Below are 17,679 nucleotides of genomic sequence, written 5' to 3'. Positions count from 1 at the left end.
TCTTGACTCGCCGTTTGGCTAATGTCAATAGCTTTCGTGGTGTGGTTCATTCGCCCATGTTTGGGCGACCGGATGTTCGTTCGCCCGAAGATGGGCGAACGAACCGGGGGAGCGACGAGTCAGCCGAGCTCGGTCCACCACCGCACGCCGTCGAGGGTGACCAGCGTGGTCTCGCCGTGATGGAGGACGACGAGGAGGACGTCGTCGCAGTGACGGCAGCGCAGCACCCAGGCGTCAGGCGTGCCGAACACGAACTCGGCGGCGAGCGGGGCGACGTCCTCGCAGCCGAGGCACTGCGACATGGTGTCGGTCGGATCGGTGCCCGTCAGCTCGGACAGGGTGCCGGCGAGGACGTTGCCGTCGAGATGGGTGGTCATCATGCCCCTCCGAACCGCTCGGTCTTGATGCGGGCGGGGTCGTGGCCGATCGTGACCAGGGTGTCGGCGACGGCCTCGACGAAACCGGTCGGGCCGCAGACGAACACCGACGGCGCCTCACCACCGGCCGCCTCGAGGGCCTGCAGATCGGCTGCCGCCAACCGCCCTGCGGGACGCGGCCAACCGTCGGGCGCTCGCCGCGTGTAGATCCAGGTGACCTCGACCCCGGTCGCCGCAGACAGTTCCTCGGCGAAGAAGGCGTCCTCGGGGGAGCGCACCGAGTACACGAGGCGGAACGGGGCCGTGCTCCCGGAAGCCTCGTGGGCGCGCACCATCGCCATGAGTGGCACGATGCCCGAACCGCCGCCGACGAGGAGGACGGGCTCGGTCTCCTCCGGCCGCCAGACGAACCACCCGCCGAGCGGTCCGCGGACCTCGACCTGGTCACCGACCTCGATCGCGTCGACGAGGAACGGCGACACCTCGCCGTTCGGCACGCGGTCGACGGCGATCTCGAGGCGGTCACCGGCGTCCGCCGAGGCGATGGAGTACGAGCGCACGGCCTGATACCCGTCCGGCGCGGTGAGTCGGACGTCGGCGTGCTGCCCGGCGAGGTTGCCGCCCCAGCCAGGCACCTCGAGCACGAGGCTCCGTCCCGAGGGTGTCAGCTGCGTCGCCGAGACCACGGTGGCCGTCTTCCAGACGTCGACATGACCCGTGCGCCTCACGAGTAGCGCTGCTCGAGCCAGGGATCGCCGTAAGCGTGATACCCGTTCTGCTCCCAGAAGCCCGGTTCGTCATCCTGCTGCATGACGAGGCCGCGGACCCACTTCGCGCTCTTCCAGAAGTAGAGGTGCGGGATGAGGAGGCGTGCCGGTCCGCCGTGTTCGGCTTCGAGGGGTTCGCCGTTGAAGCCGGTGGCGATCCAGGCCTTGCCGTCGAGCAGGTCGTCGAGCGGGATGTTGGTCGTGTACCCGCCGTAGGAGTGCGCCATGACGAAGTCGTAGCTGCTCTCGACGTCGGCGAAGAGGGTGTCGAGCGAGACGCCCTGCCAACTGGTGCCGAGCTTCGTCCAGCGGGTCACGCAGTGGATGTCGCGGGTGATGTCGTCCTGCTGCAGCGCCTGGAGCGCGTCCCAGTCCCAGCGATGGGTCTCACCGGTTTCGGTACGGATCTGGAACTCCCACTCCTCCGTGTCGATCCGCGGCGTGGGGCCTGCGGAGAGGACGGGGAAGTCCTCGGTGAGGAACTGTCCGGGTGGGAGCCGGTCGTCCTGCTTCCGTGCCCGACCTCCGAAACCGCGCGTGAACACCGCCATGTCGACCTCCTCAGGATGGTCATCACCCTAGTGAGCAGGTGTCGATGAAGCCAGGCCCTCCTGGGGCCACCAAGCGGCTCCGGCCTCGGTCAGCCGGTGATGAGGCTCGACAGCGCGTCGATCGAGTGCACGACGGCGAGGGCGTCCGCCGCCTCCGCGGGTGAGCCGTACCCCCACTCGACGAGGATGGTCGGGATGCCGTGCGCCGTCGCGCCCTCGATGTCGTGGAGGCGGTCGCCGACGAGCACCGTCCGCGAGGTGTCGACGCCGGCGGCCGTGAGGCGCCGCAGCGCCTCGCCGATGACGTCGGCCTTGCTGCTGCGGACCTCGTCCTCGGATGCGCCCGTGACGACCGTGAAGTACTGGCTGAGGCCGAAGTGGTCGAGGATCGTGTTCGCCTGCGACTCCGGCTTCGAGGTGGCGAGGCCGAGCGGGATACCGGCCTCGGAGATGCGGGCGAGGAGCCCGGCGATCCCGGGGAACACGGCGGTCCCGACCTCGGCGCCCTCGATGGCGACCTGGCGACGGTACTCGGTGAGGGCGAGTTGCGACTGCAGCGGGTCCATCCCGGCGAAGTCGCGGAAGGAGTCGAGGAGCGGTGGACCGACCCAGCGCAGCAGCGATTCGTCGGAGGGCACGGCGGCGCCGACGTTCGCCAGCGTCGTCTTCATGCGGGAGATGATGCCGGGGGCGGAGTCCACGATCGTGCCGTCGAGGTCGAACAGCACACAGGACCAGCTGCGATGGAAGGACACGGTCGTGCTCGCGAGATAGAGGTCGGTCACGCCGTCCATCCTAAGGTCCGCCCGTGAACGGTCTCGCTGGCAGGGTTGTCAACCGGTTGCCAACGTTCTAGGCTGGCACGACCGGCAGTGCGACTGCCCGGTTCCCGATGACGAGAACGAACGCGAAGGCGGAAGCGCACGTGAATGCACAACACCCGGTGACTTGGACCCTGTCAGGCTTCGGCGACGAGATCGACGCGGACCCGACGACGCAGATCGCGGTGCTCGAAGCTCTCGGCGCCTCTCACATCGAGGTGCGGAGCGCCTGGGGCACGAACGTCATCGACCTCGACACCGAGCAGTCGGCCCGCCTCGCCGCCCAGCTGGAGCAGGCGGGGATGGGGGTCTCCGCGATCGGCTCGCCCATCGGCAAGGTCGACGTGGCCCTCGACGCGGAGCTGGAGGTCGCCCGCCTCGCCCGCGCGATCGCCGTCGCCAACACGCTCGGAACCACCAACATCCGCATCTTCTCGTTCTTCCGCGGTGCGGACGTCCGCGTCGAGGACATCCGCGACGACGTCCTCCTGCGCATGCGACTGCTCGCCGAGCTGGCGGAGCGCGAGGGGGTCGTGCTCCTCCACGAGAACGAGAAGGACATCTACGGCGACGTGCCCGAGCGGATCCTCGACCTCGTCGAGTCGGTCGGATCGCCGGCGCTCCGCCTCGCCTGGGACAACGCGAACTTCGTCCAGTGCGGTGTCGCGCCGTTCGACGACGCGTACGCGATGCTCCGTCCCTACGTCGACTACCTGCAGGTGAAGGACGCGGTCGCCGAGTCGGGCCAGGTGGTCCCGGCGGGGGAGGGCGACGGTCAACTCCGCGAGACGCTCACCGCCCTGCGCGACGACGGCTACACCGGCTTCGCCTCGCTCGAACCGCACCTGTCCGAGACGCATGCGCTCGGCGGCTTCTCCGGGCCGGCCTCGTTCGGCGTCGCAGCCCGCGCGTTCCGCCGACTCACCGACGAGCTGGGGATCGGGCTGCGATGAGCCGCGAGCCACAGCCCCTCGTCCGCCGCGTCGCCGTGGTCGGGTGCGGGGACATCTCCGCCCTCCACCTCGCTGCCATCGCGACGGTGCCTGGCGCCCAGCTGGTCGCGGTGTGCGACGTCGACGCCGGCCGGCTCGACGCGGCGAGCACGGCGACCGGCGTCCCCGGGTACACGGACCTCGACCGCCTCCTCGATGAGGCGCGACCGGACGTCGTCCACCTCTGCACGCCCCACCATCTCCACGCCGCCCAGGCCGTCCGTGCGCTCGAACGGGGGATCGACGTCGTCCTCGAGAAGCCGCTCGCCCACACGCGTGCAGAGGCCGACCGGCTCGTGGCGGCCGCGGAGCACAGCCGCGCCAAGATCGCCGTGTGCTTCCAGAACCGGTACAACCGACCGGCGGAACGCGCCAAGGAACTCCTCGATTCCGGTGAGCTCGGGGCGGTGCTCGGCGCCTCGGCGGTCGTCCCCTGGCATCGCACGGCCGCCTACTACGAGGATCGCCCGTGGCGGGGCCGCTGGGCCACGGGTGGTGGCGGGATGCTGATGAACCAGGCCATCCACACGATCGACCTCGTGCAGTGGCTGGTGGGCGACCCGATCACCGCGACGGGATCGATCGCGACCCGCGCGCTCGCCGAGGTGATCGAGGTCGAGGACACGGCCGAGCTGCGTATCATGCACGCGGGCGGCGCGACGAGCACCGTCTACGCGACGGTCGCCGGCGTCGCGAACCTGCCCGTGACGATCGACGTCGTCTGCGAGCTGGGGACGTTGAGCCTCGGCGCCGAGCTCACGGCGCGCTTCGCCGACGGCCGGGTCGAGACCACGGCCGAGCGGGCCACCGCCAGTGGCGAGCGCGCGTACTGGGGGGTGTCCCACGAACGACTGATCCAGGACTTCTACGCCGGACTCGATGAGCCGGGGGCCTTCTGGCTCCACCCGGCCGAAGCGCGGAAGGCCTTCGACGTGATCCAGGACGTCTACGACGACGCGATCCCGGACCGTGTCACGCCGGCCACGGATCTGCCCGCATCGGCTGCCACCGCCTGACGACGCGCTCTGGGCGGGCGGGGCGGAGGCTCAGGAGACCGGTACCTGCCGTGCGAGGCGGCGAGCCTCCTCCGGGCCGGGGAACCGCTCCCGCTCGCGGACGGCGACTTCGAGCACGTGGTCGAGTCGCTGCGACGCCAGGCTGATGCCGCCGAGCGCCACCGCCTCGGAGCCCAGCGCTGAGACGACCACCTCCGGCGGGAGCGGGCAGATCGTATCGAGTGTCTGGATGAAGCGCGGGAGGAAGACGTCGGCACCGGGCGCGCTACCACCACCGATCACGAGCAGCTCCGGATCGACCGCCAGGGTGAGGGCCGCCGCGCCCGTGGCGAGGTCGTCGGCGAACTCCGCGACGGCGATGCCCGCGATCCGGTCGCCGGCACGCGCCGCGTCGAAGATCTCCTCGCGGGACGGCCGCGGCGTGCCGAGGACCGAGCCGCCGTACTCCTCGTTGAGCCGGGACCAGCGGAGTTCGGGCATCTCGCCGACGATGCCCGCCGCGCCGTGCACGCCGCGGTGCACCCTGCCGTCGATGATCGACGAGCCGCTCGTCCGCACCCCGCAGAGCAGGTAGACGACGTCGCGTCGGCCCCGTGCCGCGCCGAGGGCGAGCTCCGCGTGGGCGCCGAGGGCGACGTCGCCCTCCACCAGGACGGCTCCGTCGAACTCCCGCTCGAACCAGTCGCGGAGGTCGAGTCCGACCCAGCCGGGGAGGCCCGTTCCGCCGAAGTACAGCACCTCGCCGTTCCGCCCGATCGCGCCCGGCGAGCCGATGGTCGTGACCCAGACCGAACGGCGGTCCAGACCGAGGTCGGCGAGGGCCGCATCGCCGGTCGCGAGCGCCGTCGCGAGGCGTTCCGCGGCCTCGGTGTCCTCGTCGAGGTGCGCGGTGCGCTGCCCGAGCACGGCACCCGAGAGTTCGGCGACGACGACCTGGATGTGGTTCGCGCCGATGTCGATCGACAGGAGGTGCCCGAGTCCGGCGCGGATCCGGTAGGCCGCGGCCGGCCTGCCGATCCTCGAGGTCGCGGTCGCCTCAGCGGGTTCCAACCACCCGAGCCCGACGAGGTCGGTGACGATCGCGTCGACGGCCGTCCGGGAGAGACCCGAGTCGTTCGCCAGGGTCCGCAGGGTCGAGGGGGCCTGGAGGACCGCCCGCAGGATCCCGAGGGAGTTCATGCGGCGGAGCAGGGAGCGACTGCCCATCGACCCGCCGGTCGAATCGATCATCGCCTCGGGAGCCATGGCCGTCCTCTCTCTCGATGTCCAGGGACCTCTTGCGACTTATCACGCCACGTTGCAGTATTAACTGCTCGTCGGTCCGACTCTACCCACGTCGACCGACCGGAAGCCGCCGTCGGGCGGTCGAACACCCACGAGAGGGCACCCACCATGCTGCACACCTTCACCTTCGGCGACCTCCGCGTCCCCGCGAACCTTCCCGGTGCACCCGTCGCGACGCGCACCGGCTTCATCGTGCCGGCCGGCCCCGTCGCGCTCCTCCACCCGTTCGGCGACACCGGGTTCTACCGGCACGGCTGGAACTCGTGGAGCCCGAGCGGCTGGACCACGACCGACGGCGAGACCATCGGCATCAAGAACAGCCCGAACCGACTCCTCACCGCCGACGACGCGCTCAACGAGACCCCGCATCACCATTCCGGCAGCGGTGTCGGTGCCATCGCGGGACCCGACGGCACGGTGCTGCTGATCGGCACCCTCGGCCTCGGCAACCCACGCGTCGGCGCAGACCGCAACACCATCTGGGCGCGGAGCGAGACCGACGAAGCCGAATGGTTCGTGACCTTCGGGCCTGAACGGCAGGCGTTCGCCGACTATGCCGCGGTGCTGTCGGAACGCCTCGGGCGGCGCACGCAGCGGGCCGGTCGGGTCTGGAGCAGCTGGTACTCCTACTACGAGGGCATCGACGAGGACCTGATCGCCCGCACGGTGACGGACCTCGCCGGCTACCCCGTCGACGTCTTCCAGCTCGACGACGGCTGGGAGCCGATCGTCGGCGACTGGACCGCCGGACCGGACTTCCCGTCCGGCATGCAGGCGACAGCCGAGCGGATCTCCGCGGCCGGCTTCCGCCCGGGGCTGTGGCTCGCACCGATGATCGCGCTGCCGGATTCCACGATCGCCCGCGAACGCCCCGACCTCCTCGTGCAGGATGACGCCGGTCGGCCCCTCGCGACCGGATACAACTGGGAGTCGCACTACTACTCGCTCGACACCACGCAGCGTGAGGTGCAGGACCACCTCCGCGAGGTCTTCGAACGCGTCACCGGCTGGGGCTTCAGCTACCTCAAGCTCGACTTCATGTACGCGGGTGCCGTCGCCGGCCGTCGCCACCAGGACGTGCACCGCGAGACGGCCTACCGCGACGCGATCTCGCTCATTCGCGAGACCGTGGGCGACGACGTGTACCTGCTGGGCTGCGGGGTGCCGATGATCCCGTCGGTCGGCGTGTTCGACGGCGCCCGCGTCGGCCCGGACGTCGGACCGTTCTGGGACAACGCCGAACGGATCGGCGACCCCTCCGGTGTCGGCGCCTGGAACTCGATCGTCGACTCCGTGAACCGCGTCTGGCTGAAGGACGTCTACGAGGTCGACCCCGACGCCGTCTACTTCCGCAGCGCCCGGAACCTCCTCGACCCCACCGAGCGCGGGATCCTCCAGGACGTCGCCGCCATCCTCGAGTTCAAGTCCACCTCCGACCCGGTGAGTTGGTTGCAGGAGGACGAACGCGAGGAGCTTCGGCGGTACCTGTCGGAGACGCCGGTCGTCGAGCAGACGGGCCGGTTCACGTTCCGTCTCGACGGCCGGGACGTGGATCTGACGGCGATCGTGGCCGGTGAGCCTGTCTCCGACACCTCGTTCATCGGCTGACCCCAGCCGGCCGTCGGCCGCCACCCGTTATCCACAAAACGAAGCGTGGTCGCCCGATGGAGGACCTGCGCCCGAGTCGTGAGATTCTGGGCAGGATGAGCGCGAAACCAGGGTCCGCGCAGCGGTTCGAGGCCGCCGGGACCGATGTGGATCAGGCTCGGGAGCTGTACGGTGCCGCCTACAACATCGGCCGGATGACGGTCGAACCGACCGCCGCCGAATTCCGGTACCGCTTCACCTCCGTCGGCGACGACGATCTCGCGCTGCGTGCGTCGCAGGTCGAGGGACGGATCACGGGGGCGTCGTTCACGCAGGGCGAGTACGTCGTCGCCTGGATGACGCGCGGCGAAGGCGTCTCGGACCTGCTGGGTTCGCCGATGACGTTCCTGCAGGGGCAGCCGGCGATGTTCGCGAACGACCGCCCCGCGCAGTTCGACCTCATCGACTATCGGCTCAACATGATGCACTTCGGCGGAACGTACCTCGAGGGTGTCGCCGCCGAGCTCGAGGGCTCGGTCGGTCCGATCACCTTCGACACGACCTTCCGGCCGTCGGGCGATGCGCTGCGGCGATGGACGGAGGCGGTGGCGAGCGTCGGCCGCGTGCTCTACGACGACGGCAGTTCGGCCGTCTTGCGCGCCGAGGCGAACCGCTCGGCCGCGGTCGCGTTGCTCGAGACCTTCCCGCATCTGGCCGTGCAGCCACGGCGGGATCGCGTCGTGGCGTCCGGTCGGAAGACGGCGGCTGCGGTCGAGTTCATGATCGCCAACGCCCACCGCCCCATCCGGACCGAGGAGATCGCCGCTGCGGCCGGGCTCAGCCCGCGCAGCCTGCAGACGGCGTTCCGTCGGGAATACGACCTCACCGCCACCGACTACCTCCGCTCGATCCGCCTCGACCGGGTCCGGCAGGAGCTGCGGGACGCCGAGCCCGGCCTGGCGACCGTCGCCGAGCTCGCCCGACGGTGGGGGTTCTCCCATCTCGGACGGTTCGCGGCGTCCTACGCCAGCCGCTTCGGCGAGTACCCGAGCGTCACCCTGGCGTCGAGCGCCCGCTGAATCGACGGTCCTCCCTATGCTGAGGCCCATGACACGATCCACGGTGACCGACCTGAACGCCCCGAAGCCCGTCGGGCCGTATTCGCACGCTGCGGTCGCCCCGAGCGGAGCGCTGTACCTCTCCGGGCAGACGCCCATCGACCCGGCCACCGGGGCCCTCGTCGAGGGTGATGTCGGCGAGCAGACCCGCCGGGTGTTCGCCAACCTCGAATCGGTGTTGACGGCCGCCGGTCGCGGGTTCGGCGATGTGGTCAAGGTGAACGTCTACCTCGTCGACATGGCCGACTTCGCGGCGATGAACCGCATCTACGAGACGGTCTTCTCGGCGCCCTACCCTGCGCGCACCACGGTCGCGGTCGTCGGTCTGCCGCTCGGTGCGCGCGTGGAGATCGAACTGGTCGCCTGAGGTCACCCGAGGGACGACGGTACGTGTCCCGGGCGGTCGTCGGGGTGCGCAAGGGGTCATGGGTGGGCCCGACCGACCGGTACCGTGTCCGCATGACGACAGAGCGACACGGCGATTCCCGATGCGGACAGGGGTGACGCGTCGCGACGAGCAGTTCGTGCTCGACGACCGCTCCTACCGGGTCATCTCGACGACCGCGGAGCGCGCCCCCGGGGCCGCCCGCTTCGTCCTCGTCCACGGGGTCGGCACCTCGCACCGGTACTTCGCCAGGCTGCACGACGAGCTCGCGGCCGACAGCGACACCGTCTCGGTCGACCTCCCCGGGTTCGGTGGCGTGGCGAAGCCGGACCATGCGCTCGAGGTCGCCGAGACGGCCTCAGGGCTCGCGCGGGTGCTCGACGCGCTCGGTGCGGGACCGTACATCCTCGTCGGCCACTCCATGGGGACCCAGTGGGTCGTCGAGCTGGCGGCGCAGCGACCGGACCTCGTCCAGGCCCTGGTGCTCATCGGGCCGGTGACCGATCGTCGTCGCCGTTCGATGCCCCTGCAGGCCCTGGCGCTGTCACGCGACACGGTCGGCGAGACGCCGGGCGTCAACCAGCGGGTGTTCACCGACTACCTGCGCGCCGGACCGTCCTGGTACCTGCGGCAGGTGCGGCGGATGATCGATTACCCGATCGAGGACCGCCTCGCTGAGGTCGCCGCTCCCGTGCTCGTCCTCCGCGGCGGGAACGATCCGATCGCGCGTGCCGATTGGAGTCGTCTGCTCCGTGACCGCGCGGCGCGGGGTTCGATGGCGGTGGTGCCCGGTCACCGCCACGTGGTGCAGCACACGGCGCCGCGGGCGGTCGCGTCGGCGATCCGCGCGTTCGTCGACGGGTCCGGCTGACGCGTCGCCCCAGGCCGGGGCGGTGGACCGCAGGCGCTACTTGTCCCAGGCGGTCGTCGGCGGGAGGCCTCGCGCCGCGCGCTCCTCGTTCAGCAGCTCCTCGATGAGGGGGAGCTTCGCCGCGGTGTAGGCGCGGCCGTCGTCGTTCGCCGCGGCCAGGCCGAGTTTGAGGTCTTGATAGCGGCGCACGGCGGACGCGTCGTGCAGCAGCTTGTCGCGGAACAGCCGCTGGTTGCAGTGCTCCCAGTCGTCGGCGGTGAAGACGTGGAGGAGATGCGTCCGCCTGCTCCCGTCAGAGCGGGCGTAGACGGCGTGCGTGGTGGGGCCGGCGGGCTTCGGGTCGTAGCCGAGTGCCACCAGCAGCGGACCGAGGGAGCGGGGATCGGTGCCGTCCGACGCCCGCGCGGCGAGGTCGATGATCGGCTTGGCGACGAGTCCCGGAACGGCGGTGCTGCCGATGTGCTCGATCGCGTCGACCTCGTTGTGCAGGGCCGCGGTGAGCCGCGCCGCCTCGAGTCGGAACGCTTCGGCCCATTCCGTCTGGTGCCCGCTCAGCTCGATCATCGCGGCGGGGCGGTCGATTCGCGCATGATGAGCGTGGTCGCGAGGTCGGTGATGACCGGGACGTCGGTGCCCCCGAGGTGCGCGAAGAGGGTCTGCACAGCGTAGGAGCCGGAGGCGATGTGCGGGCTGCGGATCGAGGTGAGCGCCGGTGTCGTGAAGTCCGAACCGAAGATGTCGTCGAAGCCGATGAGGCTCAGCTGGGCGGGCATCTCGACGCCGCGGGAGCGCAGTTCCAGCATGATGCCGATGGCCAGGAGGTCGTTGTACGCCAGGACCGCCGTGGCACCCGTCTCGAGCACGGCCGTGGCCGCCGCCCTGCCCGCGGCCATGTCGGGCTGCGTCGACGGCACCCGCACCGTCTCGATCCCGCGCTCGGCGCACAGCTCCCGCGTCCGGTTCCACCGGTGCCGCGACATCCAGGACCGACCTGGGCCGGAGACGAACGCGAGGCGGCGGTGCCCGAGCGCGACGAGATGGTCGATCGCCGCCGTGAGGCCGGGGCCGATGTCGGCGACGATGCTGTCGACGTCGTCGACCTGACGGTTGATCACGACGACGGGCTTCTCCTGGCCCAGCGTGCGGACGTCGTCGGGGAGGAGCCGCGAGGTGGCGAGGATGAGCCCGTCGACCGAGGGCATGAGCCGTCTGGCGGTCAGCAGCTCCATCTCCGCCGACTCCTTGAACTCCGCGAGCACGAGCGTGTAGTTGCGCTCAGCCGCCTCGCGCTCAGCACCGCGGACGACGTCGAAGAACATCGGGTTGGTGATGTCGGCGACGATGAGGCCGAGCGTGCCGGTGCGTCCGGTGGGGAGCGCGCGAGCGGCCGGATTGGCGACGTAGTTGAGCTGCTTCGCGGCGTCGTGGATCTTCTGCGCCGTCTTCTCGTTGATCCGGCCAGGGCGGCTCAGGGCCCGCGACACCGTCGACGGGTTGACGCCCGCGAGCTGGGCGATGTCGTAGATGGTGGCGGCGCGCTTCGCCTTCGCGGGCGCGGTGGCGGCTTCGGGCGCCCTGGCCTCGGTTGCTTCGGTGTCGGGTGCCGGCAGGACGACGTCGGGCGACGCATCAGAGGTGCTCATGGTGCTCGCTCCTCTCGATCGCCGCCGTCGGCGACCTGAGCCATCGTACTGCCGCGGTCACCGCTCGCGGGCTCACCCCGGAGCCCTCAGCGGCTCCCGACGTCGAGCGCGTGGCTCGCCCATTCGTAGGACAGACGGTGAGACTCGAAGACGCTCTCGACGCTCGGGAAGTCGACCTCGATCATGTAGTCGCCGTCGTAGTCCGCAGGCATCGCCGCGACGATGGCGTCGAAGTCGAGCACACCGAGTCCGGGCTCCGCCCACAGGCGTTTCGTCTGCGAGGTCTCGTGGTACGACAGGGTGCCGTCGCCGGCCCCGTCGAGGTGGTCGGCGTAGACGTCCTTGATGTGGATGCCGCCGACCCGGTCGCGGTAGTCGGTGATCATGGCGACGGGGTCGGCACCCGCCCAGCGCAGGTGACCGGTGTCGGGACCGAAGCCGATGAGGTCCGGTCCGAGGGTGTCGAGGAGGCTGCGGATCTCGTGCTCCGTCTCGAAGACCCCGCCGACGTGCGAGTGGTGCAGTGGACGGATCCCCTCGGCGAGCAGGACCTCGCAGGTGCGGCCTGCGTACTCGATGGCGCGGTCGAGGCGCTCCTGCGAGAAGTCCGCGCCGACGGCCGGCGTGACCATGCGCGCCGGGACCGACATGGAGGAGATCATCGTCCGGTCGAGTCCGAGCGAGGCCTGCGCGGCTCCGAACGCCTTCGCGGCCTCCAGGACCTCGTCCAGCTCGACCGTCTCGTCGAACGGGTTGCTGAACAGGCTGAGCGACGGCGCCAGCCCGTAGCCGTCGATCCAGGACCGGTACTCGTCGGCGGTCATGCCCTCAGGGATGTCGGCCTTCACGGCCGTGAACCCGATGCGCTGGAAGTCGGCGAAGGCCTCCTCGAACACCTCCCGCGTCTTGCCGCGGGCGCTCCAGTACGGGATGGGGTTCGCCGCCACCCGGGGCGTCCGGGCGGTCATCGGGCCACCGCCGGCACGGTGTCGAGGCGGACGGGTGCACCGGTGCGGGCCGATTCGTAGAGGCCGGTGATGATCGAGATCGCCTGGCGGTTCTCCGCGAGGGTCACCCGCAACGGCTCCTCGCCACGGATCGCCGCGAGCACGTTGCGGTACTGCCGCAGATGCGCGTCCGACATCTGGCCGGCGACGCTGGAACCGGCCTGGGTCTGCTCGGTGAACTGCTCGGCCTGGTTCGTACCGGCGCCCTGCGAACCGAAGAAGGCCTCGGCGCGCTCCGTGCCGGCTGGGGTGGCGTGGAAGTAGGTGAGTTGGTCGTTCTCGATGACCGCCGACCCGCGATCGCCGTGCACCTGCAGCCTGGCCATGAGTCCCGGATAGACGGCGGTGGAGCCGTGGAGCACGCCGAGCGCACCGGAGGCGAACCGCAGGACACCGACCGCGACGTCCTCGGTCTCGATCCGTTCGTGGGCGAGGAGCGCGGTGTAGCCGAAGACCTCGACCGGACGCCCGAGCACCGCGACGAGCAGGTCGACGGTGTGCACACCCTGGTTCATGAGTGCACCACCGCCGTCGAGCGCCCACGTGCCGCGCCAGTCGCCGGAGTCGTAGTAGCTCTGACCGCGCCACCAGTCGACGGAAGCGATGCCCGAGGTGAGCCGACCGAAGTCGCCGCGCTCGACCGCGTCGAGGATGATCTCGGTCGAGGGGTCGAACCGGTGCTGCGAGATGACGGTGACGAGCGTCCCGGCTCGCTCCTGGGCGGCGATGATGTCGTCGGTCCGCGAGACGGTGACGTCGGCCGGTTTCTCGATGATGACGTGCTTCCCGGCCTCGAGCGCTTCGATCGCGAGATCGGCGTGCAGCCCGGTTGGCGTGCAGACGACGACGATGTCCGGGTCGGTCTGCGCCAGCGCCTCGGTGAGGCTCGCGAACGCTCGCCCGCCGCGCTCGGTGACGAGGGCATCCGCCTTCGCGAGTTCGGGGTCTGCGACGGCGACGAGCTCCAACTCGTCGCGCAGCTGGTCGATGACGATGCCGTGCTGCTTCGAGATGATGCCGGCGCCGGCGATGGCGATGCGGTGCGGTCGGGTCATGCGGGGGTTCGCTCCAGTTCGGTGGGTGATGCGGGCTGCGGTCGCGCCGGTTCAGGCGAGGCGGCGGAGGTGTGCAAGGGCGGCTTCGAGTTCCGGTTGGAAGTCCTCGAAGAGGCACTCGACGGTGACGGGGCCGTCGTAGCCGCCCGCCCGGAGGGCCTCGATGAAAGGCGAGAGCGGCCAGTCGCCCTGCCCAGGGGGTCGTCGATCGGCATCGGCGATGTGCGCGTGACCGATGCGCGGCCCGAGGTCCCGGACGACCGACAGCGGCTCGGCCTCGAGCATGATGTGGAAGAGGTCGGCGACGACGGGGACCCGCTCGATGTCGAACTCGTCGAGGAAGGCGACCGTCTCCTCGAGGGAGTTCAGGAGGTTCGTCTCGCGTCGGTTGAGCGGTTCCAGGACGATCTGCAGCTCGTTCCGCTCGGCGGCGTCACGGGTCTCGACGACCACTTCCGCGAACCGTTTCCGGGCGGCCGCGAGGTCGACCCCGTCGGGGATGGTCCGCGCGGTCCCGCTCCCGAAGACGATCTTCGCGCCGGGCTCTGCGACCGAGCCGATGATGGGCATGGCGGCGTCGAGGTAGGCGGTGACGCGGTCCGCCGGGACGCCCGGGTCCGCCAGGGACAGCTCGGCGGGGAACAGGATCGCGAAGGAACCGCGGCGGACCGTGGCGTCGTACGCCGGGTTGCGCACCCAGCCGTCGCCCTCGGCCACGACGAGGTTGCCGACGATGGTCGATTCGGCGTAGTCGGCGCCGGCGGCGAACGCTGCGGCGATGCGCTCGCTCGGCACGATGACGCCGTAGCCGCTGAGCGGGTACCGCTGGGCCGTCGGGTTCGTGGCGGATCGCGTGTCCGTGTCGGACATGGGGGTCCTTCCGTTCGTGGGGTGGAGGGTCGTCATGGCTACTTCAGGCTTCCTGAGATGAGGTCCAGGCGCCAGAAGCGCTGCAACACCAGGACGAAGATCACGACGGGGATGACCGCGACGAGCGCGCCCGCGATGGCCACCGAATAGAGCACCGGTTCGCTGCCGCCGCGGTTGAGCATGAGGAACATGGCGACGGTGATCGGGGAGAGTTCCGACTTCGACTGCATGATGTACGGCAGTAGGAAGTTGTTCCAGGCGCCGATGAACTGCAGGAGGAACACGGTGACGAGGCCGGGGAACAGCAGCGGGAGGCCGATCGAGACGAAGGTGCGCCCCTCGTTCGACCCGTCCACCCGTGCGGCCTCGAGGAGCTCCTGCGGGACGGACCCCCGCGCGAACACGTAGGAGAGGTAGATCCCGAACGGCGTGATCGAGATCGGGATGAGCACCGCCCAGTAGGTGTTGGTGAGGTTGAGCTGCGCGAACAGCATGTACTGCGGGATCGCGAGCGTGATCGTCGGCAGGAGGACACCGGCGAGCAGCCCGACCATCACGGCCTTCTTGCCGGGGAACCGGTAGAGCGCGAGCGCGTACCCGGCGGCCGCCGAGACCACCGTCGACAGCAGCGCTCCACCGATCGAGTAGATGAAGCTGTTGCCGAGCCACCGGGTGAACGAGCCGTTCTCGTACTCGAACAGGTCGACCAGGTTGTCGACGAGGCTCGACCCGACGGAGAAGGCGCCCGTCGAGAACAGCTCACCGGTGCTCTTCGTCGCGGCGAACACGACCCACACCATCGGGAGCAGGAAGTAGACGACGGCGATGAGCAGGACGATCGTGGGCAGGAGGCCGCCGAGCTTCCGGACGAGGCTCGGACCACCCTGCGGCTTGCGGTCGTGCTCGCGGTGGCTCCGGCGCGAGGTCTCCCTGGCACGTCGGTCCTCCTCGACCCGTTCCAGGGTGCGTGCGGTGGTGGTCATGCGTTCCTCCGAGCGGCGAGGCGTTGCCCACCGAGCACCAGGAGCGACAGCAGCACGGTGGCGAGGGCGAGGATGATGGAAGCCGCCGACGCCGAGTTGAGGTCGTCGTGGGCGAAGGCGTCCCGGTACACCCGCATGAGCGGGAAGTAGGTCGAGTTGATGGCCGGCGTGAGACTCGAGAGCATCTGCGGTTCGCTGTACACCTGCAGCGCGCCGATGATCGAGAACAGGCCCGTCAGGATCGTCGCCGGCACGATGTGCGGCAGCTTGATGTACCAGGCGATGCGCGGCTCGTCGCAGCCGTCGATGCGGGCGGCGTCGATCTGCTCCTTCGGCAGCGACTGCAGCGAGGTGTACAGGATGATCGTGTTGAACCCGATCCCACCCCACAGCACGACGTTGATGATCGCCGTCATGACGAGGTCGCCGCGCAGCAGCGTCGGGAACTGCAGGCCGAAGGTCTCGGCGAGCTGGTAGATGGGGCTGATCTCCGGCACGTACAGGAAGCCCCACATGAGTGCCGCGATGACGCTCGGGACACCGTACGGCAGGAAGATCGCCATGCGGCTGAACGCCCGGAGGTGGGCGCGCGGCAGGTCGAGGAGGAGCGCCAGCAGCATGGCCGTCAGCATCATGATCGGGACGAGGAACAGCGCGTACACGGCGAGGTTGCCGAGGCTGGTCCAGAACGTCGGGTCCTCGAGGACCTTCACGTAGTTGCCGAGCCCGACGAAGACCTCCTCGCGGACGCCGTAGGCGCTCGCCCCGGCCGCCGTCCCCATGAGGCTGAGGCCGCCGGAGTAGACGATCGGGATGATGAAGACGAACACGAAGAGCACGACCGCGGGTGCGATGAGTCCCCAGGCGAACAGGTGGTGCGGGCGCGTCAGGGAGGCGCGCCGTCCGGTGGGAGCCGTGCCCGCGGCGGTGCCGCGGGCACGGGGCTGCTCGATGGTCGGCGCGGTCATCACCCGGCAAGGTCCTTCTGCACGATGTCCTGCACCTTCGGGAGGACGTCCGCCCACGGGCTCGTCCCTTCGATCGCGTTGCCGAGCTCGTCGGTGATCGCGGTGAAGGCGACCTGCGTGTTCGGTCCCCACTGCACGGACACGAGCTTCGAGGCGGCCTCGGTGGCGCTCGGCCAGTACGTGGTGTCCTCCGGCATGAGGTCCGGCGGCGTGCGGTCGATCTCCTGGCCGTGGAGTGCCCCGGTGAACTTGTTCACCTCGACGAGCCCCTCGGCGCCCTCCTCGGAGGCATTCAACCAGGTGATGAATTCGAGGGCCTGCTCGTAGTGCGGGCTCTCCTTGAGGATGACGTTGGCCGAGCCGCCGCGGGCGAAGACCCTCGGGTCGGCGGTGTCCCACTGCGGGATCTGCGCGGCCGACCACAGGCCCACCGTGTCGGGGTACTGGTTGAGCAGTGGCCCAGGCGCCCACGCCCCGGCGATGGTGCCGAGCACGCGGCCGCTCGCGGTCGCCTCGATCTGCTCGGGGCTGCCGGTCTGGTAGGTGCTCACGAGGTCGTCCTCGACCATGCCCTGCCAGAAGTCGAGGACCTCCTGCGTCTGGGCGCTGGCGATGTCGACGCTCCACTCCTCGTCGGAGTAGTCCCACCACTCGGCCCCGTTCTGCAAGGCGAGGCCCATGAATTGGTCGGCGTCGATGGAGCTGAAGTTGAAGAGGTACCGGTCGCCGTCGAGCGTGCGGACCTGCTCGGCGAGGGCGCGGAAGTCGTCCCAGCTGGCCGCCGGTGTGAGGCCGTACTGGGCGAAGAGGTCGTTGCGGTAGACGAACAGCGCCGGCCCGAGGTCCTGGGGGACGCCGTAGACCGTGTCGTCGAAGGAGACGGTGTCGAGCACCGTGGGGGAGTAGGCCTCCTCGAGCTCCGCCTTCGCGCTGTCGAGCGGGGCGAGCACGCCGGCGGAGACATAGGTGGGCATCTGCGTGTACTCGGCCTGGGCGATGTCGGGTCCGTCGCCGGCGCGGACGGCGCTCAGCACGCGGACGGGCATGTCGGCGCCACTCGCAGGTGCCGAGATGTTGACCTGGATGTCGGGGTTGGCCTCGTTCCACACCTCGACGCGTTTGTCGATGTTGGAGCCCCAGGCCCAGAACTCGAGCGTCACGGGGCCGTCGGACGAGTCGTCGCCGCCCGGCCCTGAGCAGGCGGTGAGTGCGAGGGCGAGGATTCCCGCGGTCGCGATTCCGAAACGAATGCTGCTTGCCACTGCAATCTCCTTTGATAGCGGGGGTGCGCTCCTCGCGGCAGTGAAGCGTTTCAGCGGTGGTCGGCCGTGACGTCCTGGGCGGAAGCGGGATCAGTCTCGCAGAAGGTCCGCGACGTGGCAAG

19 protein-coding genes are annotated in these 17,679 nt (G+C 70.0%); 6 read left to right on the top strand and 13 right to left on the bottom strand.

Features of this window, described 5'->3' with window-relative positions; genetic code table 11:
• Positions 1–119: 119 nt before the first annotated feature.
• The 4 genes from QRN27_RS10895 to QRN27_RS10880 all read right to left on the bottom strand — a co-directional run bounded on the left by QRN27_RS10895 (position 120) and on the right by QRN27_RS10880 (position 2,480).
• Positions 120–380: a DUF6510 family protein gene (locus tag QRN27_RS10895; RefSeq protein WP_285042260.1), complete on the bottom strand. Its 261-nt coding sequence runs from the start codon at positions 378–380 to the stop codon at positions 120–122.
• On the bottom strand, positions 377–1,105 hold the full coding sequence (locus QRN27_RS10890) for a ferredoxin reductase (protein WP_285042259.1): 729 nt from the start codon (positions 1,103–1,105) through the stop codon (positions 377–379). The genes QRN27_RS10895 and QRN27_RS10890 overlap by 4 nt, the downstream gene beginning before the upstream one ends.
• On the bottom strand, positions 1,102–1,695 hold the full coding sequence (locus tag QRN27_RS10885) for a sulfite oxidase-like oxidoreductase (RefSeq protein WP_285042258.1): 594 nt from the start codon (positions 1,693–1,695) through the stop codon (positions 1,102–1,104). The genes QRN27_RS10890 and QRN27_RS10885 overlap by 4 nt, the downstream gene beginning before the upstream one ends.
• 89 nt (positions 1,696–1,784) lie before the next feature.
• A complete protein-coding gene (locus QRN27_RS10880; protein ID WP_285042257.1) occupies positions 1,785–2,480 on the bottom strand; it encodes an HAD hydrolase-like protein in 696 nt (231 codons plus the stop codon).
• Between the two features lie 107 nt (positions 2,481–2,587).
• Between QRN27_RS10880 and QRN27_RS10875 the strand changes: the two genes are divergently transcribed.
• Both QRN27_RS10875 and QRN27_RS10870 read left to right on the top strand, forming a co-directional pair.
• Positions 2,588–3,469, top strand: a complete 882-nt coding sequence (locus tag QRN27_RS10875; RefSeq protein WP_502929517.1) for a sugar phosphate isomerase/epimerase family protein — start codon at positions 2,588–2,590, stop codon at positions 3,467–3,469.
• On the top strand, positions 3,466–4,524 hold the full coding sequence (locus tag QRN27_RS10870) for a Gfo/Idh/MocA family protein (RefSeq protein ID WP_285042255.1): 1,059 nt from the start codon (positions 3,466–3,468) through the stop codon (positions 4,522–4,524). Before QRN27_RS10875 ends, QRN27_RS10870 begins: the two co-directional genes overlap by 4 nt.
• A 30-nt stretch (positions 4,525–4,554) precedes the next feature.
• On the opposite strand, the gene QRN27_RS10865 is transcribed toward QRN27_RS10870, so the two are convergent.
• Positions 4,555–5,769 carry an ROK family protein gene (locus QRN27_RS10865; protein ID WP_285042254.1) on the bottom strand — a complete coding sequence of 405 codons (1,215 nt, stop codon included), beginning with the start codon at positions 5,767–5,769 and terminating at the stop codon, positions 4,555–4,557.
• 147 nt (positions 5,770–5,916) lie between these two features.
• Here QRN27_RS10865 and QRN27_RS10860 point away from each other — a divergent pair, with 147 nt between their 5' ends.
• From QRN27_RS10860 to QRN27_RS10845, 4 genes are all read left to right on the top strand, one after another.
• The gene (locus QRN27_RS10860; protein WP_285042253.1) at positions 5,917–7,416 is read left to right on the top strand and encodes a glycoside hydrolase family 36 protein; all 1,500 of its coding nucleotides are present in this window, start codon (positions 5,917–5,919) and stop codon (positions 7,414–7,416) included.
• Between the two features lie 95 nt (positions 7,417–7,511).
• Positions 7,512–8,474, top strand: coding sequence for a helix-turn-helix transcriptional regulator (locus QRN27_RS10855; protein ID WP_285042252.1), 963 nt, complete (start codon positions 7,512–7,514; stop codon positions 8,472–8,474).
• A 28-nt stretch (positions 8,475–8,502) separates the two neighbouring features.
• Positions 8,503–8,880 carry a Rid family detoxifying hydrolase gene (locus QRN27_RS10850; protein ID WP_285042251.1) on the top strand — a complete coding sequence of 126 codons (378 nt, stop codon included), beginning with the start codon at positions 8,503–8,505 and terminating at the stop codon, positions 8,878–8,880.
• A 133-nt stretch (positions 8,881–9,013) separates the two neighbouring features.
• A complete protein-coding gene (locus tag QRN27_RS10845) occupies positions 9,014–9,769 on the top strand; it encodes an alpha/beta fold hydrolase (RefSeq protein WP_285042250.1) in 756 nt (251 codons plus the stop codon).
• A 36-nt stretch (positions 9,770–9,805) separates the two neighbouring features.
• On the opposite strand, the gene QRN27_RS10840 is transcribed toward QRN27_RS10845, so the two are convergent.
• From QRN27_RS10840 to QRN27_RS10805, 8 genes are all read right to left on the bottom strand, one after another.
• Positions 9,806–10,333 (bottom strand): GrpB family protein, encoded by a 528-nt coding sequence (locus QRN27_RS10840; protein WP_285042249.1) that lies wholly within the window; start codon positions 10,331–10,333, stop codon positions 9,806–9,808.
• Positions 10,330–11,412, bottom strand: coding sequence for a LacI family DNA-binding transcriptional regulator (locus tag QRN27_RS10835; protein ID WP_285042248.1), 1,083 nt, complete (start codon positions 11,410–11,412; stop codon positions 10,330–10,332). Before QRN27_RS10835 ends, QRN27_RS10840 begins: the two co-directional genes overlap by 4 nt.
• An 86-nt stretch (positions 11,413–11,498) precedes the next feature.
• Entirely contained in the window at positions 11,499–12,380 is an 882-nt protein-coding gene (locus QRN27_RS10830) for a sugar phosphate isomerase/epimerase family protein (RefSeq protein WP_285042247.1), read from the bottom strand.
• The gene (locus tag QRN27_RS10825; RefSeq protein WP_285042246.1) at positions 12,377–13,474 is read right to left on the bottom strand and encodes a Gfo/Idh/MocA family protein; all 1,098 of its coding nucleotides are present in this window, start codon (positions 13,472–13,474) and stop codon (positions 12,377–12,379) included. The genes QRN27_RS10830 and QRN27_RS10825 overlap by 4 nt, the downstream gene beginning before the upstream one ends.
• A 51-nt stretch (positions 13,475–13,525) precedes the next feature.
• Positions 13,526–14,344, bottom strand: coding sequence for a sugar phosphate isomerase/epimerase family protein (locus QRN27_RS10820; RefSeq protein WP_285042245.1), 819 nt, complete (start codon positions 14,342–14,344; stop codon positions 13,526–13,528).
• 38 nt (positions 14,345–14,382) lie between these two features.
• Positions 14,383–15,327 (bottom strand): carbohydrate ABC transporter permease, encoded by a 945-nt coding sequence (locus QRN27_RS10815; protein WP_285042244.1) that lies wholly within the window; start codon positions 15,325–15,327, stop codon positions 14,383–14,385.
• On the bottom strand, positions 15,324–16,295 hold the full coding sequence (locus QRN27_RS10810; protein WP_285042243.1) for a carbohydrate ABC transporter permease: 972 nt from the start codon (positions 16,293–16,295) through the stop codon (positions 15,324–15,326). Before QRN27_RS10810 ends, QRN27_RS10815 begins: the two co-directional genes overlap by 4 nt.
• Entirely contained in the window at positions 16,295–17,557 is a 1,263-nt protein-coding gene (locus tag QRN27_RS10805) for an ABC transporter substrate-binding protein (RefSeq protein ID WP_285042242.1), read from the bottom strand. The genes QRN27_RS10810 and QRN27_RS10805 overlap by 1 nt, the downstream gene beginning before the upstream one ends.
• Positions 17,558–17,679: the final 122 nt, after the last annotated feature.

This window comes from Plantibacter sp. LMC-P-059a (assembly GCF_030209505.1).
Classification (GTDB): Bacteria; Actinomycetota; Actinomycetes; order Actinomycetales; family Microbacteriaceae; genus Plantibacter.
Note: the sequence above shows the minus strand (reverse complement) of the source record. Positions and strands in the feature narration are given on the sequence as shown.

Excerpts from the sequence above, each read along its gene's own strand:
- QRN27_RS10865 (WP_285042254.1), bottom strand. The coding sequence starts at position 5,769 with ATGGCTCCCGAGGCGATGATCGATTCGACCGGCGGGTCGATGGGCAGT.
- QRN27_RS10855 (WP_285042252.1), top strand. The coding sequence starts at position 7,512 with ATGAGCGCGAAACCAGGGTCCGCGCAGCGGTTCGAGGCCGCCGGGACC.
- QRN27_RS10875 (WP_502929517.1), top strand. The coding sequence starts at position 2,588 with ATGACGAGAACGAACGCGAAGGCGGAAGCGCACGTGAATGCACAACAC.
- QRN27_RS10860 (WP_285042253.1), top strand. The coding sequence starts at position 5,917 with ATGCTGCACACCTTCACCTTCGGCGACCTCCGCGTCCCCGCGAACCTT.
- QRN27_RS10830 (WP_285042247.1), bottom strand. The coding sequence starts at position 12,380 with ATGACCGCCCGGACGCCCCGGGTGGCGGCGAACCCCATCCCGTACTGG.
- QRN27_RS10895 (WP_285042260.1), bottom strand. The coding sequence starts at position 380 with ATGATGACCACCCATCTCGACGGCAACGTCCTCGCCGGCACCCTGTCC.
- QRN27_RS10820 (WP_285042245.1), bottom strand. The coding sequence starts at position 14,344 with ATGTCCGACACGGACACGCGATCCGCCACGAACCCGACGGCCCAGCGG.
- QRN27_RS10810 (WP_285042243.1), bottom strand. The coding sequence starts at position 16,295 with ATGACCGCGCCGACCATCGAGCAGCCCCGTGCCCGCGGCACCGCCGCG.
- QRN27_RS10835 (WP_285042248.1), bottom strand. The coding sequence starts at position 11,412 with ATGAGCACCTCTGATGCGTCGCCCGACGTCGTCCTGCCGGCACCCGAC.
- QRN27_RS10850 (WP_285042251.1), top strand. The coding sequence starts at position 8,503 with ATGACACGATCCACGGTGACCGACCTGAACGCCCCGAAGCCCGTCGGG.
- QRN27_RS10870 (WP_285042255.1), top strand. The coding sequence starts at position 3,466 with ATGAGCCGCGAGCCACAGCCCCTCGTCCGCCGCGTCGCCGTGGTCGGG.
- QRN27_RS10825 (WP_285042246.1), bottom strand. The coding sequence starts at position 13,474 with ATGACCCGACCGCACCGCATCGCCATCGCCGGCGCCGGCATCATCTCG.
- QRN27_RS10885 (WP_285042258.1), bottom strand. The coding sequence starts at position 1,695 with ATGGCGGTGTTCACGCGCGGTTTCGGAGGTCGGGCACGGAAGCAGGAC.
- QRN27_RS10815 (WP_285042244.1), bottom strand. The coding sequence starts at position 15,327 with ATGACCACCACCGCACGCACCCTGGAACGGGTCGAGGAGGACCGACGT.
- QRN27_RS10840 (WP_285042249.1), bottom strand. The coding sequence starts at position 10,333 with ATGATCGAGCTGAGCGGGCACCAGACGGAATGGGCCGAAGCGTTCCGA.